This is a genomic window from Streptomyces sp. CC208A (assembly GCF_030010625.1).
GTDB lineage: Bacteria > Actinomycetota > Actinomycetes > Streptomycetales > Streptomycetaceae > Streptomyces.
On record NZ_JASCXN010000007.1, the window covers coordinates 166,244 to 180,032 of the forward strand.

Here is a 13,789-nt window from a genome sequence, read left to right on the forward strand (position 1 = left end):
AACCTCCTGCGTACCACTATCTCCTGATAAAAGGCGAGACCCCCGCAGGTCTTGCCTGCGGGGGTCCGCCGCTCCCGTGGGGGGAGTCGAGGGGAGGAGCGCCCGGCCGGGGCCGCTCAGCCGCTCGGTCGGGTCGCTCAGTCGCGGGTGCCGGCGGTCTGCCGGACCCGGCCGCGGACCAGGAACCAGCCGCCGACGAGGGCCGCGGCGATGAGCGGCAGGCAGTTGACGGTGGTGCGGCTGATGCCGCCGTCCATCCACATCAGGACCAGGACGGAGCCGAGGAAGAGCAGGGTCACGATCTGGGTGTACGGGGCCCAGGGCAGCCGGTAGGAGGGGCGGACGAGCCTGCCCTGCTCGGAGCGGCGGACGAAGAGCAGCGAGCAGATCATGATCATCGCCCAGGTGCCGATGATGCCGATGGAGGCGAAGTTCAGGACCAGTTCGAAGGCGTCCTCGGGCATCCTGGCGTTGAGGACGACGCCGACGACGCCGAAGCCCGCGGTGAGCAGGATGCCGCCGTAGGGCACGCCGCCCTTGTTCATGACGCCGGTGAACTTGGGCGCGGAGCCGGCCAGCGACATGGAGCGCAGGATGCGGCCGGTGGAGTACAGGCCGGAGTTGAGGCTGGAGAGGGCGGCGGTGAGGACGACGAGGTTCATCACACCGGCGGCGCCGGGGACGCCGAGCTTGTCGAAGACGGTGACGAAGGGGCTCTGGTCGGCGGAGTAGGCGGTGTACGGGAGGATCAGCGCGAGCAGGATCACCGAGCCGACGTAGAAGAGGCCGACGCGCCACATGATCGAGTTGATCGCCTTCGGCATGATCTTCTCGGGGTTCTCGGTCTCGCCGGCGGCGACGCCGCACAGCTCGACGGAGGCGTAGGCGAAGACGACGCCCTGGATGAGCAGGAGCATCGGCATCATGCCGTTGGGGAAGATGCCGCCGTGGTCGGCGATGTTGGCGAGGCCGGGGGTGGAGCCGCCGACGTCGTGCGAGGTGACGACGAGGAAGATGCCGACGAGCATGAAGGCGACGAGCGCGGCGACCTTGATGATGGCGAACCAGAACTCCATCTCGCCGAAGTACTTCACCGAGATGAGGTTGGCGGCGAGGACGACCGCGAGGGCGATCAGGGCGAGGATCCACTGCGGGACGTCGCTGAACATCGACCAGAAGTGGGCGTAGGTGGCCGCGGCGGTGATGTCGGCGACGGCGGTGGTCGACCAGTTGAGGAAGTAGAGCCAGCCGGCCGTGTAGGCGCCCTTCTCGCCCATGAACTCGCGGGCGTAGGAGACGAAGGCGCCGGAGGACGGGCGGTAGAGCACCAGCTCGCCGAGGGCCCGGACCACGAGGAAGGCGAAGACGCCGCAGACCGCGTACGCGATGAAGAGCGAGGGGCCGGCGCTGGCCATGCGGCCGCCGGCGCCGAGGAAGAGCCCGGTGCCGATGGCGCCGCCGATGGCGATCATGTTGATGTGCCGGGACTTGAGGTCCTTGCGGTATCCGGCGTCGCCTGCGTCCACGTGGGGGGAGGCGGCCGGGTCCGCCGGAGCGGCGGACAGCGGCTCGGCCGCGATGACGCGGTCAGTCATGAAGTTGTTCGCCTTCGTGAGGAGGGTCTGTGCGGTACCCGGCCGGCTCCCGGAGCCCCTTCGCGGGGGTCACCCCGGGGCGGCCAGCCGACATCCTCACGGTAAGGACCACTCACTGACTGTGATCGAATTCACTGAACGCCCTGATTTGAGCTAGTTCAGAGGTTACGCGGGGGTAAGGCGGAGTCGTCCCCCGCGCTACGGGGCGAGGACGTCGAGCTCCTTGAGCGCGCCGACGGCGATCTCGCGGGTCAGCGCCTCGGCGCGGGCCGCGTCCTGTTCGCGGACGGCCTCGGCGACCTGGACGTGGAGGGTGACGGCGGCCGGGTCGGGGTCCTCGAACATCACGTGGTGGTGGGTGCGGCCGGTGAGGACCTCGGCGACGACGTCGCCGAGGCGGGCGAACATCTCGTTCCCCGAGGCGTCGAGGACGATCCGGTGGAAGGCGATGTCGTGGACCAGGTACGCCTCCAGCTGCCGGCCGCGCGAGGTGGCGACCATGCCGAGGGCCTGCTCGGTGAGTTCGCGGCACTGGGCGGGGGTGGCGTTCAGGGCGGCGAGACCGGCCGCGACGGGTTCGACGGCGGAGCGCAGCACGGTGAGGGAGCGGAGCTGGCGGGGGCGGTCGGCGCCGGCGAGCCGCCAGCGGATGACCTGGGGGTCGTACACGTTCCAGCTCGCGGTGGGCAGGACCGTGACGCCGACGCGGCGACGGGACTCCACCAGGCGCATCGACTCCAGGACGCGGACGACCTCGCGGACGACGGTCCGGGAGACGTCGAAGCGCTGGGCGAGCTCGTCGGTGCGCAGCACGGTGCCGGGCGGGTACTCCCCCGCGGTGATGGCGAGGCCCAGGGTGGCGAGGACGTGCGCGTGGAGCCCCTGGGCCGGTGTCGTCATGGGGCTCAGCCTATGCGGGGGCGCGCGGGTGATCACCTCGGGAATCAAAAGTACGACTTTTATGTCACAGACTCTTGAATACGTCGTACTCCATGGGTTTCATGAGCGCGACGGATCGACGTCGTGAAGGCAGCGAGGCAGCCGGGACGGCGCCGATGTCGAAGAGGACAGCGAGGCACCCCCATGAGCACCACTTCCCGCCCCACCGCTCCCCCGGTCGTCGTCGTCATGGGCGTCGCCGGGACCGGCAAGACGACGATCGGCCCGCTGGTCGCCGAGGCACTCGGCCTCCCCTACGCGGAGGGCGACGACTTCCACCCGGCGGCGAACGTGGCCAAGATGTCGGCCGGCGTGCCGCTGGACGACGCCGACCGGGAGCCGTGGCTCGACGCCATCGGCGCCTGGGCGCACGGCCGGGCCGGGCGCGGCGGGGTGGTCAGCAGCTCCGCGCTGAAGCGGAGCTACCGGGACCGGCTGCGCGCGGCCGCCCCCGGGATCGTCTTCCTCCATCTGACCGGCGACCGGGAGCTGATCGAGGAGCGGATGGCCGCCCGCAAGGGCCACTTCATGCCGACGGCGCTCCTCGACTCCCAGTTCGCCACCCTGCAGCCGCTGCAGGAGGACGAGGCCGGCGTCTCCGTCGACGTGTCCGGCACCCCCGAGGAGATCACCGGCCGGGCCGTCGCCGCGCTGCGCCGGCTCACCCGCTGATCCCGCCGCCCCCGCCCCCCGTCCCCCACCCGCCCGTACGAAGGACACCCCCGTGACCAGTCTCAGCGTCGAGACCCTGGCAGCGGCCGCCGTCGAACCGATCACCTCGGCCGGCAACGCCCGCCTGGGCATAGCCGTACTCGCCGGCATCACCGTCATCGTCCTGCTCATCACCACGTTCAGGCTGCACGCGTTCCTGGCGCTGACCATCGGGTCGCTCGCGCTCGGCGCGTTCGCCGGTGCCCCGCTCGCGGCCACCATCACGGCGTTCAGCACCGGCCTCGGCAACACCGTGGCCGGCGTGGGCGTGCTCATCGCGCTCGGCGCCATCCTCGGCAAGCTCCTCGCCGACTCGGGCGGCGCCGACCAGATCGTCGACACGATCCTCACCAGGGCGAGCAGGCGGTCCATGCCGTGGGCGATGGTCCTGATCGCCTCCGTGATCGGTCTGCCGCTCTTCTTCGAGGTCGGCATCGTGCTGCTGATCCCGGTGGTCCTCATGGTCGCCAAGCGCGGCCACTACTCCCTGATGCGGATCGGCGTCCCGGCCCTCGCCGGCCTGTCCGTGATGCACGGGCTCATCCCGCCGCACCCCGGCCCGCTCGTCGCGATCGACGCCGTCGGCGCCGACCTGGGCGTCACCCTCGCCCTCGGCCTGGTCGTCGCGGTCCCGACCGTGATCATCGCGGGTCCGGTCTTCTCCCGGTACGCGGCCCGCTGGGTCGACATCCCGGCCCCGGAGAAGATGATCCCGTCCCGCGCCTCCGGAGACCCGGAGAAGCGCCCCGGCTTCGGCGTCACCGTCGCCACCGTGCTGCTGCCGGTCGTCCTGATGCTGGTCAGGGCCCTCGTCGACATCGTCGTCGACGACCCCGCGAACGGCCTGCAGAAGGTCGCCGACGTCGTCGGCTCGCCGCTGATCGCCCTGCTCGCGGCCGTCATGGTCGGCATGTTCACGCTGGGCCGCGCGGCCGGCTTCACCAAGGAGCGGCTCTCCTCCACCGTCGAGAAGTCCCTCGCCCCGATCGCGGGCGTGCTCCTGATCGTCGGCGCGGGCGGCGGCTTCAAGCAGACCCTGATCGACATCGGCGTCGGCCGGATGATCCTGGACTTCTCCCAGGACTGGTCCGTCCCCGCCCTGCTGCTCGCCTGGCTGATCGCCGTCGCGATCCGGCTCGCGACGGGCTCGGCGACGGTCGCCACGATCTCGGCGGCGGGCCTGGTGGCCCCGCTGGCGACGGGCATGTCGACGAGCGGGACGGCGCTGCTCGTCCTGGCGATCGGCGCGGGTTCGCTCTTCTTCAGCCACGTCAACGACGCCGGGTTCTGGCTGGTGAAGGAGTACTTCGGGATGAGCGTCGGCCAGACGGTCAAGACCTGGTCGGTGATGGAGACGATCATCTCGGTGGTCGGCATCGTGTTCGTGCTGCTGCTGTCGCTGGTGTTGTAGCGCCGGCCCCGTCGGAGGAGGCCCGGTCCCGGAGCGGGTACGCGCTCGGGCCGGGCCTCCTCGCGCTACGCGGTCGCCGCAGCCGCCGCCCGGCCCGCCGCGCGGCCGGAGAAGACGCAGCCGCCGAGGAAGGTGCCTTCGAGGGAGCGGTAGCCGTGGACGCCGCCGCCGCCGAAGCCGGCGGCCTCGCCCGCCGCGTACAGGCCGGGAAGGGGCTCGCCGGTGTCGGTGAGGACGCGGGAGGACAGGTCGGTCTGGAGGCCGCCGAGGGACTTGCGGGTGAGGATGCTGAGGCGGACGGCGATCAGCGGGCCGGCCGCGGGGTCGAGGATGCGGTGCGGGGCGACGGTACGGATGAGGCGGTCGCCCAGGTAGCCGCGGGCGCCGCGGATCGCGGTGATCTGGAGGTCCTTGGTGAAGGGGTTGGCGACCTCCCGGTCGCGGGCGGTGAGCTCGCGGCGGAGCGCGGTCTCGTCGACGAGGTCCCGGCCGGTGATCCGGTTCATGCCGCGGACGAGGGCGGACAGGTCGTCCTCGACGACGAAGTCGGCGCCCTTGTCCATGAAGGCCCGGACGGGTCCTGGGACGTCGGCGCGGGCGCGGCCGAGGACGTCGCGGACGGACTTGCCGGTGAGGTCGGGGTTCTGCTCGGAGCCGGAGAGGGCGAACTCCTTGCCGATGATCCGCTTGTCGAGGACGAACCAGGTGTGGTCGTGGCCGGTCCGCATGATGTGTTCGAGGGTGCCGAGGGTGTCGAAGCCGGGGAAGAGGGGGACGGGGAGCCGCTTGCCGGTGGCGTCGAGCCAGAGGGAGGAGGGGCCGGGCAGGATGCGGATGCCGTGCCGGGCCCAGATCGGGTTCCAGTTCTCGATGCCCTCGGTGTAGTGCCACATCCGGTCGCGGTTCACCAGGCGGCCGCCCGCCTTCTCCGCGATGCCGAGCATCAGGCCGTCCACGTGGGCGGGGACGCCGGAGAGCAGCTTCTCCGGCGGGGTGCCGAGGCGGGCGGGCCACTGGGCGCGGACCAGGTCGTGGTTGCCGCCGATGCCGCCGGTGGTGACGATCACCGCCTGGGCCCTGAGTTCGAAGGAGCCGGTGGCGGTGCGGGAGCTGGCCGTGCCGCGCTCCGCGTCCGAAGGTTCCAGGACCTCGCCCGTGACCGTGTCGAGGGCGCCGCCGGTGCGACCGAGGGCGGTGACGCGGTGGCGGAAGCGGAGGGTGACGAGGCCGCGGGCGACGCCCTCGCGGACCTTGCGCTCGAAGGGGGCGACGAGGCCGGGGCCCGTACCCCAGGTGATGTGGAAGCGGGGGACGGAGTTGCCGTGGCCGTTGGCGTCGTAGCCGCCGCGCTCGGCCCAGCCGACCACCGGGAAGAAGCGGATCCCGCGGGCGTGGAGCCAGGAGCGCTTCTCGCCGGCGGCGAAGTCCACGTACGCCTCCGCCCAGCGGCGGGCCCAGTCGTCCTCGGGACGGTCGAAGCCCGCGGTGCCCATCCAGTCCTGGAGGGCGAGGGCGTGGCTGTCCCTGACGCGCAGCCGGCGCTGTTCGGGCGAGTCGACGAGGAAGAGCCCGCCGAAGGACCAGTGGGCCTGGCCGCCGAGGGACTGTTCGGGCTCCTGGTCCAGGAGGATCACGGACCGGCCGGCGTCGACCAGTTCGGCGGTGGCGACCAGACCGGCGAGACCGGCCCCGATCACGATCACATCTGCGTCGTAGGACATGGACCGCATCTTGGATACACGGATGTATCGAGTCAACCGTTCGCGCACCGGCGGTGGTCCGGGCTGGTTTCATGGGCGCATGGGCGCAGCCGATGAAGTACTGGACGTCGTCGACGAGCAGGACCGGGTGGTCGGACGGGCCCCGCGCGGCGAGGTGTACGCGCGGGGCCTGGTCCACCGCTGCGTCTTCGTCCGGGTGCGGGACGCCGGGGGCAGGGTCTTCGTCCACCGCAGGACGGCGGACAAGCTGCTCTACCCCTCGATGTACGACATGTTCGTCGGCGGGGTCGTCGGCGCCGGCGAGTCCTACGACGACGCGGCGCTGCGCGAGGCCGAGGAGGAGCTGGGCGTCTCCGGGCTCCCCCGGCCCGTCTTCGTGCTCAAGTTCCTGTACGACTCCGGCGGCGTGGCCGGGAAGTGGTGGTCGTCCGTGTACGAGGTCCGCTGCGACCTGCCGGTGCGGCCGCAGGTGGAGGAGGTCGCCTGGCACGCCTTCCTCACCGAGGACGAGCTGCGGGAGCGGCTGCCCGGTGCGGCGGGGGCCTGGGAGTGGGTGCCGGACGGCCTCGCCGCGTACGAGCGGCTGGCGGCGCGGCGGGACCGGTAGGGCGCCGGGCCGTCGAGGCGCTGAGGTGCCGTCGAGGCGCTGAGGTGCCGTTAGGGTGCCGGGGTGAGCGAATTCGTGCGGAGTCTGCGGCTGTGGTTCGCGCCGCGGCGGATCCGGGACGAGGGCGAGACCCCCGACTACCGTTTCTCCCTCGCCAACGAGCGGACCTTCCTCGCCTGGATCCGGACCGCGCTCGCGCTCATCGGCGGCGGCTTCGCCGTCGACCAGTTCCTGCCGGACCTGCGCTGGGCCGTCCGGGTCGGGCTCGCGCTCGCGCTGCTCGCCGCGGGGGTGCTGTGCGCGCTGCGGGCGGTGAACCACTGGATCCGCTGCGAGCGGGCCATGCGGCGGGGCGAGGACCTGCCCGTCTCCCGCTTCCCGACGGTGCTGAGCCTCGCCGTGGCCGTGGTGGCGATCGCGATGGTGGTGCTCGTGGTCGTCGGCCGGGCCGGCTAGTGGGCGGCCCTGCCGGGGCCGGAGCCCGTGACCCGGGGCTCCAGCCGGAGCGGACCCGGCTCGCCTGGCGGCGTACGACCCTGTCGTGGACGGTCGTGGCGGTGCTCGGGATCAAGCTGGCCCTCATGGGGGGCGCCACGGCCGCCGGGGTGGCCGGGCTCGCCCTCGCCGCACTGCTGTGGATCGGCTTCCTGGCCGTCTCCCACCGGCGGATCCGCGCCCTGGACACCCCCCGGCCGCCCGTCCTCTCGGCGCGGGGCGCGCTGGTGGCGGCCGGGTGCACGGTGGCCCTGGCGGTGTGCGGGGCGGCGCTGCTCTGGTGAGTACGTCCGTCCACCGGCCTCAGGGGACGGTGACGACGACCTTGCCCTGGAGGCCGCCCTCGGCGTTGGCGCGCTGCGCGTCGGCGGCCCGTTCCAGCGGGAAGGTCTTCGCGACCCGTACGTCGAGGACGCCCTCGTCGACGAGGTCCGCGAGGGCGGCCAGGTCGGCGGCGTCGGGACGCACCCAGAAGTAGCGGCCGCCGAGCGCCAGGACCTCGCCGTCGGCGATGGAGGCGAGCCGGCCGCCGGGGGCGAGGAGTTTCGCCGCGTGCTGGAGGAAGGGGCCGCCGAGGGTGTCGAGGACCGCGTCGACGCCGTCCGGGGCGAGCTCGCGGACCTGGTGGGCGAAGGACCGCTCGTCGAAGAGGACCGGCTCGGCGCCGAGCGCCGTCACCCGCTCCCGGCCGGACTCGCGGGCGGCGCCGAGGACCCGGCAGCCGAGGTGCCGGGCGATCTGCACGGCCATGGACCCGACCCCGCCGGCCGCGGCGAGCACGAGGACCGTCTCCCCGGACCGTACCGAGAGGGCGGTGCGCAGGCCCTGGTAGGCGGTGAGGCTGGCCAGGGGCAGCCCGGCGGCCTCCTCGAAGGAGCAGGTGCGCGGCTTGCGGGCGAGGGTGCGGACCGGGGCGGCGACGTACTCGGCGAAGGTGCCGTGGGAGAGGACGTCCTCCCGTACGTAGCCCATGACCTCGTCGCCCTCCGCCCACTCGGTGACGGAGACGCCGGGCCGGACGACGACGCCGGAGACGTCCCAGCCGGGGATGACGGGGAAGACGGCGTCGATCATGCCGTCGAGGTAGCCGGCCTGCGCCTTCCAGTCGACCGGGTTGACCGCCGCCGCCCGGACCCGGACCAGGACCTCGTCGGGTCCGACCTTCGGGTCGGGCAGCTCGCCGTACTCCAGGACCTCGGGGCCGCCGTACCGGCGGTAGCTGATCGCCTTCATGGTTCCGACCCTCTGCGGGGTCGGGGCGCTCCGCAAGCCGGGCGGGGCACCGGAGGACATCGGCCTTCCGGAACCGGTCCCCCTGTGACCCCTCCGCTGGCAGGCTTCCCCTGCACTCGTCCGATGCGCCGATCTTCTTCCCGGGGAGCCTTGTGCCTGCCACCGACCCGTACGTGGTCACCCTCGCGCCGCACGTCCACGCCTACGTCCAGCCCGACGGCGGCTGGTGCCTCAACAACGCCGGTTTCCTCGGCGACGCGGGCGAGTCGCTGCTCGTCGACACCACCGCCACCGAGCGGCGCGCCCTGCTGCTGCGCGAGGCGGTGCTCGCCGCCGGGCTGCCGCTGCCGCGCACGATCGTGAACACCCACCACCACGGCGACCACACCTACGGCAACGGCGTGTTCCGGCCCGGCGCGCGGATCGTCGGGCACGAGAACTGCCGGTCCGAGCAGCTGGCCGCGGGTCACCAGCTGCACCTGCTGTGGCCGCAGACCGACTTCGGCCGGGTCGAGATCACGCCGCCGGACGTCACGTACCGCGATCGGATGACCGTGTACGCGGGCGGGATCGAGGTGCGGGTGGTGCACCCGGGTCCCGCGCACACCACCGGCGACTCGATCGTGCACCTGCCGGAGCAGGGTGTGGTGTTCACCGGTGACCTGGTCTTCCAGGGCGGGACGCCGTTCCTGCCGATGGGCTCGCTGGCCGGCTCGCTGCGCGCCCTGGACGTGCTGCGGTCCCTGGACGCGGAGCGGGTGGTGCCGGGGCACGGGCCGGTGACGGATCCGGCCGCGTACGACGCCACCGAGCGCTATCTGCGGTGGGTGGCGGAGCTCGCCGCCGAGGGGCGCGCCAAGGGGGACCCGCCGCTGGAGACCGCCCGCCGGGCGGAACCGGGCGAGTTCGCCGGGTGGCGGGAGAGCGAGCGGCTCGTGGCGAACCTGCACCGGGCGTACGCGGAGCTGGACGGGTTCCCGGAGGGGCACCCGCTCGACCCGGTGGCGGTCTTCGGCGACATGGCGGCGATGAACGGGGGCGTGCCGGTGGCCTGTCACGCGTGAGGCGCCGGGGGCCCGGTACGGGGCCGGGGCCGGGGGCCAGTACGGGGCCGGGGCCGGGGGCCAGTACGGGGCCGGGGCCGGGGGCCAGTACGGGGCCGGGGGCCCGGTACGGGGCCGGGGCCCTCCCGCGTTTCGGGGACCCCTCTGGACGACATACCGACTGGTCGGTCATCATGAACGGCGACCGCCCGACCCACCGGAGGTACGTCCGATGAGCCCTGCCGCCCCGCCGCCCGGCCTCGACCCCGAGCGCCTGCGCCACCACCTCGACCGCGAGCGGCCGGGCCTGGTCGCCGGCCCTCTGGAGGCCCGGCTGATCGAGGGCGGCCGCTCCAACCTCACGTACGCCGTCACCGACGGCACGAGCCGCTGGGTGGTCCGCCGCCCGCCGCTCGGCCACGTGCTGGCCACCGCGCACGACATGAAGCGCGAGCACCGGGTGATCAGCGCGCTCGGCGGAACGCCGGTCCCGGTGCCGGGCACGGTGCTGCTGTGCGAGGACGAGTCGGTGCTCGGCGCGCCCTTCTACGTGATGGAGTTCGTCGAGGGGACCCCGTACCGCTCGGCCTCCCAGCTGGCCCCGCTCGGCCCGGAACGCACCCGCGCCACCGTGCTCGGCCTGGTCGACACCCTCGTCGACCTGCACGCGGTGGAGCCGGAGGCCGCCGGGCTCGGCGACTTCGGCCGGCCCGAGGGGTTCCTGGACCGGCAGCTGCGTCGCTGGGGCAAGCAGCTCGCCGCCTCCCGCGGCCGCGAGCTGCCCGGGATCGAGGAGCTGCACGCCGCCCTCGGCCGCGCCCTGCCCCGTTCCCCCGCGCCCACCGTGGTCCACGGCGACTACCGGCTCGACAACGTCCTCGTCGGCGACGACGACCGGATCGGGGCGGTGCTCGACTGGGAGATGTCCACGCTCGGCGACCCGCTCACCGACCTCGGCCTCCTCGTCATGTACAGCACCCCGCTGGACCTGCCCGGCTCGCCGATCTCGACGACCGCGGCGGCCGCGGGCCACCCCGCCGCCGCCGAACTGGCCGAGCGTTACGCCGCCCGCTCCGGCCGGGACGTCTCCGCCCTCTCCTGGTACACGGCCTTCGCCTGGTTCAAGCTCGCCGTGATCCTGGAGGGCATCCACTACCGCTACACCCTCGGGCAGACCGTCGGCGCCGGCTTCGACCGCATCGGCGAACTCGTCCCCGTCTTCATCGATCACGGCCTGACCACCCTTCAGGAGGGCTGACCCGCCATGGACTTCGCCTACGACGCCCGCACCGAGGAGCTGCGCGCCCGGCTCCTCGCCTTCATGGACGAGCACGTGTACCCCGCCGAGGCCGTCGCGCACGAGCAGCGGGCCGGGCTCGCCTCGCCCTGGGACGAGCCGCCGGTGGTGGCGGAGCTGAAGGCCGAGGCCCGGCGGCAGGGCCTGTGGAACCTTTTCTTCGTAGACCAGCACAGCCTGCCCGATGAGGAGTACGGGGCCGGCCTCACCAACCTCCAGTACGCCCCGCTCGCCGAGATCACCGGCCGCAGCCCGCAGCTCGCCCCCACCGCCCTCAACTGCGCGGCCCCGGACACCGGGAACATGGAGCTGCTCGCCGAGTTCGCCGACGAGGCGCAGAAGAAGCAGTGGCTGGAGCCGCTGCTCGCGGGCGAGATCCGGTCCGCCTTCGCGATGACCGAGCCCGAGGTGGCCTCCTCCGACGCGACCAACATCGAGACCCGGATCCGGCGGGACGGCGACTCGTACGTGATCGACGGGCGCAAGTGGTACATCTCCGGGGCGATGCACCCCGACTGCCGGATCTTCATCGTCATGGGCAAGACCGACCCCGACGGCGCCGACCCGCGCCGCCAGCAGTCGATGATCCTCGTCCCGCGCGACACCCCGGGCGTCGAGGTGCGCCGGGCGATGCGGGTGTACGGCTACGAGGACCACTACCACGGCGGCCACGCCGAGGTGGTCTTCGACGGGGTCAGGGTCCCGGCCGCGAACCTGATCGGCGAGGAGGGCGGCGGCTTCGCCATCGCGCAGGCCCGGCTCGGGCCCGGCCGGATCCACCACTGCATGCGGCTGATCGGCATGGCCGAGCGGGCCGTGGAGCTGATGTGCCGGCGGGCCGTCTCCCGTACGGCCTTCGGCAAGCCCCTCGCCCAGCAGGGCGTGGTGCGGAACTGGATCGCGGACGCGCGGGTGACGATCGAGCAGCTGCGGCTCCTGGTCCTCAAGACGGCCTGGCTGATGGACACCGTCGGCAACAAGGGCGCCCACGCCGAGATCCAGGCGATCAAGATCGCCACCCCGCGCGCGGTGGTGGACATCGTCGACAAGGCGGTACAGGCACACGGCGCCGGCGGCGTCTCGCAGGACTTCCCGCTCGCCGAGCTGTGGGCGGCGGCACGGACCCTGCGGCTCGCGGACGGGCCGGACGAGGTCCACCAGCGGTCGCTGGCCCGCCGCGAGCTGAAGAAGTACCTGTAGGACCCGGTGTTACGGGCGCAGGGCCCGCAGCAGGAGGTCGGCGAGGTGGTCGGCGACCTGCTGCGGGGTCAGAGGGCCGTCCGGGCGGTACCACGTGGACAGGTGGTGCACCGAGCCGAAGTGGTAGTCCACGACGAGGTCGGCGGGCGTGGCGGAGGAGAAGACGCCCGCCCGCTGGCCTTCCTCCACCAGGGCGCGGAAGCGCTCGTGGTAGCGGCGGCGCTCGGAGCGGACCTGCTTGTTCTTCTCCGGGCTCAGGTGGTGCATGGAGCGGAAGAAGATCGAGGCGTCGTCGAGGTTCTCGATGGTGGTGACGACGACGTCGGCTGCGGCGTCGCGCAGCCGCTCCTCGACGGGCGCGTCGGCGTCCGCGAACGCGTCGAGCCGCTCCTGCTGGAGGCGGAGCACGCGCGCGTAGACCTCCTGGAGGAGGTCCTCCTTGGAGCCGAAGTAGTGGTAGAGGGCGCCCTTGGTGACGCCCGCCGCCTCGACGATCTCCTGGACGGAGGTGCGGTCGTAGCCCTGCTCGGCGAAGAGCCGGGTGGCGGCGGCGAGGAGCCTCTGGGGGACGGGAGAGCCGTCCGCGTCCGTCGTCCTGGCCATGCTCCGCCGCCTTCCGGTCCGTCGTCCCCGCCCCTGGCGGTCGGGGTGTCCTTCGGTAGATCTTCCCATCCGTCGCCGGGTGCGCTACCGCGCGCCCGCCTCCCAGTGGCGCTGGAGCTTGTTCATGCCGCCGATCCAGCGCTCGGGGTCGTCCGCGCGGTTGCGGTAGTAGTCGGCGACCTCGGGGTGCGGGAGGACGAGGAAGCGGTCGGCGGCGATGGCGTCGAGGAGGGCGTCGGCGACGGTCTCGGGCTCGACGGCGGTGGGGACGAGGACGAGGTCGCCGGCCGAGCCGGTGGCGGCGAGCATGTCGGTGCGGACGCCCTGCGGGCAGATGGCGTGGACCTTCAGGCCGCGGTGGCGGTAGGTGAGGGAGAGCCATTCGGCGAAGGCGTAGGCGCCGTGCTTGGAGACGCTGTACGGGGCCGCGCCGATCATGGTGAGCAGGCCGGCGGCGGAGACGGTGGAGACGAAGCGCCCGGTGCCGCGCTCCAGCCAGTCGGGGAGCAGGGCGCGGGCCGCGCGGACGTGGGCCATGACGTTGACGTCCCAGGCGGCGGCCCAGACGGCCTCGTCGGCGAAGGCGTCGCCGGCGGAGGCGAGTCCGGCGTTGGCGCACCAGATGTCGACGGTGCCGCCGAGGGCGTCGCGGGCCTCGTCGACGATCGCGGAGGCGTCGCCGGGGACGGCGGTGCCGCCGAGCTCGTCCGCGACGGCCTTGGCGCGGACCGGGTCGAGGTCGTTGACGACGACCCGGGCGCCCTCGGCGGCGAAGCGCCGGGCGAGGGCGGCGCCGATGCCGCCGCCCGCTCCGGTGACGACGACGCCGGCGCCCCGGACCTCGTGCGTGCCCGCGTTCATGGACCCTCCAGCTGGTTCGGCTCGGCTCACGGTCTGACAGCGGGCAGACTAACCGGTCGGTATGGACGGGTGG

The 13,789-nt window shown here is 73.1% G+C and carries 14 protein-coding genes; 8 read left to right on the forward strand and 6 right to left on the reverse strand.

Annotation, left to right across the window (positions count from 1 at the left end; translation table 11 throughout):
- Window positions 1-137: 137 nt before the first annotated feature.
- Together QK442_RS11175 and QK442_RS11180 are read right to left on the reverse strand one after the other, a co-directional pair.
- Entirely contained in the window at window positions 138-1,595 is a 1,458-nt protein-coding gene (locus QK442_RS11175; protein WP_282693722.1) for an amino acid permease, read from the reverse strand.
- Window positions 1,596-1,793: 198 nt separating this feature from the next.
- Window positions 1,794-2,495, reverse strand: coding sequence for an FCD domain-containing protein (locus tag QK442_RS11180; protein WP_282693723.1), 702 nt, complete (start codon window positions 2,493-2,495; stop codon window positions 1,794-1,796).
- 183 nt (window positions 2,496-2,678) lie between these two features.
- Between QK442_RS11180 and QK442_RS11185 the strand changes: the two genes are divergently transcribed.
- Together QK442_RS11185 and QK442_RS11190 are read left to right on the forward strand one after the other, a co-directional pair.
- Window positions 2,679-3,206 carry a gluconokinase gene (locus QK442_RS11185; RefSeq protein WP_282693724.1) on the forward strand — a complete coding sequence of 176 codons (528 nt, stop codon included), beginning with the start codon at window positions 2,679-2,681 and terminating at the stop codon, window positions 3,204-3,206.
- A gap of 52 nt (window positions 3,207-3,258) precedes the next feature.
- Window positions 3,259-4,656: a gluconate:H+ symporter gene (locus QK442_RS11190; RefSeq protein WP_282693725.1), complete on the forward strand. Its 1,398-nt coding sequence runs from the start codon at window positions 3,259-3,261 to the stop codon at window positions 4,654-4,656.
- A 65-nt stretch (window positions 4,657-4,721) separates the two neighbouring features.
- Here QK442_RS11190 and QK442_RS11195 read toward each other — a convergent pair whose 3' ends face one another.
- Complete coding sequence (locus QK442_RS11195) at window positions 4,722-6,377, reverse strand: FAD-binding dehydrogenase (RefSeq protein ID WP_282693726.1); 1,656 nt, start codon at window positions 6,375-6,377, stop codon at window positions 4,722-4,724.
- Window positions 6,378-6,456: 79 nt separating this feature from the next.
- Between QK442_RS11195 and QK442_RS11200 the strand changes: the two genes are divergently transcribed.
- From QK442_RS11200 to QK442_RS11210, 3 genes are all read left to right on the forward strand, one after another.
- On the forward strand, window positions 6,457-6,984 hold the full coding sequence (locus QK442_RS11200) for an NUDIX domain-containing protein (protein ID WP_282693727.1): 528 nt from the start codon (window positions 6,457-6,459) through the stop codon (window positions 6,982-6,984).
- Window positions 6,985-7,047: 63 nt separating this feature from the next.
- A complete protein-coding gene (locus tag QK442_RS11205) occupies window positions 7,048-7,440 on the forward strand; it encodes a DUF202 domain-containing protein (protein ID WP_282693728.1) in 393 nt (130 codons plus the stop codon).
- Window positions 7,440-7,763, forward strand: coding sequence for a DUF202 domain-containing protein (locus QK442_RS11210; RefSeq protein WP_282693729.1), 324 nt, complete (start codon window positions 7,440-7,442; stop codon window positions 7,761-7,763). Before QK442_RS11205 ends, QK442_RS11210 begins: the two co-directional genes overlap by 1 nt.
- Window positions 7,764-7,782: 19 nt before the next feature.
- Here QK442_RS11210 and QK442_RS11215 read toward each other — a convergent pair whose 3' ends face one another.
- On the reverse strand, window positions 7,783-8,712 hold the full coding sequence (locus QK442_RS11215) for an NADP-dependent oxidoreductase (RefSeq protein WP_282693730.1): 930 nt from the start codon (window positions 8,710-8,712) through the stop codon (window positions 7,783-7,785).
- 152 nt (window positions 8,713-8,864) lie between these two features.
- On the opposite strand from QK442_RS11215, the gene QK442_RS11220 reads away from it, so the two are divergent.
- The 3 genes from QK442_RS11220 (at window position 8,865) to QK442_RS11230 (ending at window position 12,252) form a co-directional block, all read left to right on the forward strand.
- Window positions 8,865-9,776 (forward strand): MBL fold metallo-hydrolase, encoded by a 912-nt coding sequence (locus tag QK442_RS11220; protein ID WP_282693731.1) that lies wholly within the window; start codon window positions 8,865-8,867, stop codon window positions 9,774-9,776.
- A gap of 211 nt (window positions 9,777-9,987) precedes the next feature.
- Window positions 9,988-11,013, forward strand: coding sequence for a phosphotransferase family protein (locus tag QK442_RS11225; RefSeq protein WP_282693732.1), 1,026 nt, complete (start codon window positions 9,988-9,990; stop codon window positions 11,011-11,013).
- A gap of 6 nt (window positions 11,014-11,019) precedes the next feature.
- Window positions 11,020-12,252, forward strand: coding sequence for an acyl-CoA dehydrogenase family protein (locus QK442_RS11230; protein WP_282693733.1), 1,233 nt, complete (start codon window positions 11,020-11,022; stop codon window positions 12,250-12,252).
- 9 nt (window positions 12,253-12,261) lie between these two features.
- On the opposite strand, the gene QK442_RS11235 is transcribed toward QK442_RS11230, so the two are convergent.
- Together QK442_RS11235 and QK442_RS11240 are read right to left on the reverse strand one after the other, a co-directional pair.
- Window positions 12,262-12,855 (reverse strand): TetR/AcrR family transcriptional regulator, encoded by a 594-nt coding sequence (locus tag QK442_RS11235; RefSeq protein WP_282693734.1) that lies wholly within the window; start codon window positions 12,853-12,855, stop codon window positions 12,262-12,264.
- An 84-nt stretch (window positions 12,856-12,939) separates the two neighbouring features.
- Window positions 12,940-13,716: an SDR family oxidoreductase gene (locus QK442_RS11240; RefSeq protein WP_282693735.1), complete on the reverse strand. Its 777-nt coding sequence runs from the start codon at window positions 13,714-13,716 to the stop codon at window positions 12,940-12,942.
- Window positions 13,717-13,789 lie beyond the last annotated feature (73 nt).

What these genes read in the sequence shown, in the direction of transcription:
- QK442_RS11195 (WP_282693726.1), bottom strand. Translation starts at nt 6,377, where the DNA reads ATGTCCTACGACGCAGATGTGATCGTGATCGGGGCCGGTCTCGCCGGT.
- QK442_RS11175 (WP_282693722.1), bottom strand. Translation starts at nt 1,595, where the DNA reads ATGACTGACCGCGTCATCGCGGCCGAGCCGCTGTCCGCCGCTCCGGCG.
- QK442_RS11225 (WP_282693732.1), top strand. Translation starts at nt 9,988, where the DNA reads ATGAGCCCTGCCGCCCCGCCGCCCGGCCTCGACCCCGAGCGCCTGCGC.
- QK442_RS11200 (WP_282693727.1), top strand. Translation starts at nt 6,457, where the DNA reads ATGGGCGCAGCCGATGAAGTACTGGACGTCGTCGACGAGCAGGACCGG.
- QK442_RS11240 (WP_282693735.1), bottom strand. Translation starts at nt 13,716, where the DNA reads ATGAACGCGGGCACGCACGAGGTCCGGGGCGCCGGCGTCGTCGTCACC.
- QK442_RS11230 (WP_282693733.1), top strand. Translation starts at nt 11,020, where the DNA reads ATGGACTTCGCCTACGACGCCCGCACCGAGGAGCTGCGCGCCCGGCTC.
- QK442_RS11215 (WP_282693730.1), bottom strand. Translation starts at nt 8,712, where the DNA reads ATGAAGGCGATCAGCTACCGCCGGTACGGCGGCCCCGAGGTCCTGGAG.
- QK442_RS11180 (WP_282693723.1), bottom strand. Translation starts at nt 2,495, where the DNA reads ATGACGACACCGGCCCAGGGGCTCCACGCGCACGTCCTCGCCACCCTG.
- QK442_RS11185 (WP_282693724.1), top strand. Translation starts at nt 2,679, where the DNA reads ATGAGCACCACTTCCCGCCCCACCGCTCCCCCGGTCGTCGTCGTCATG.
- QK442_RS11235 (WP_282693734.1), bottom strand. Translation starts at nt 12,855, where the DNA reads ATGGCCAGGACGACGGACGCGGACGGCTCTCCCGTCCCCCAGAGGCTC.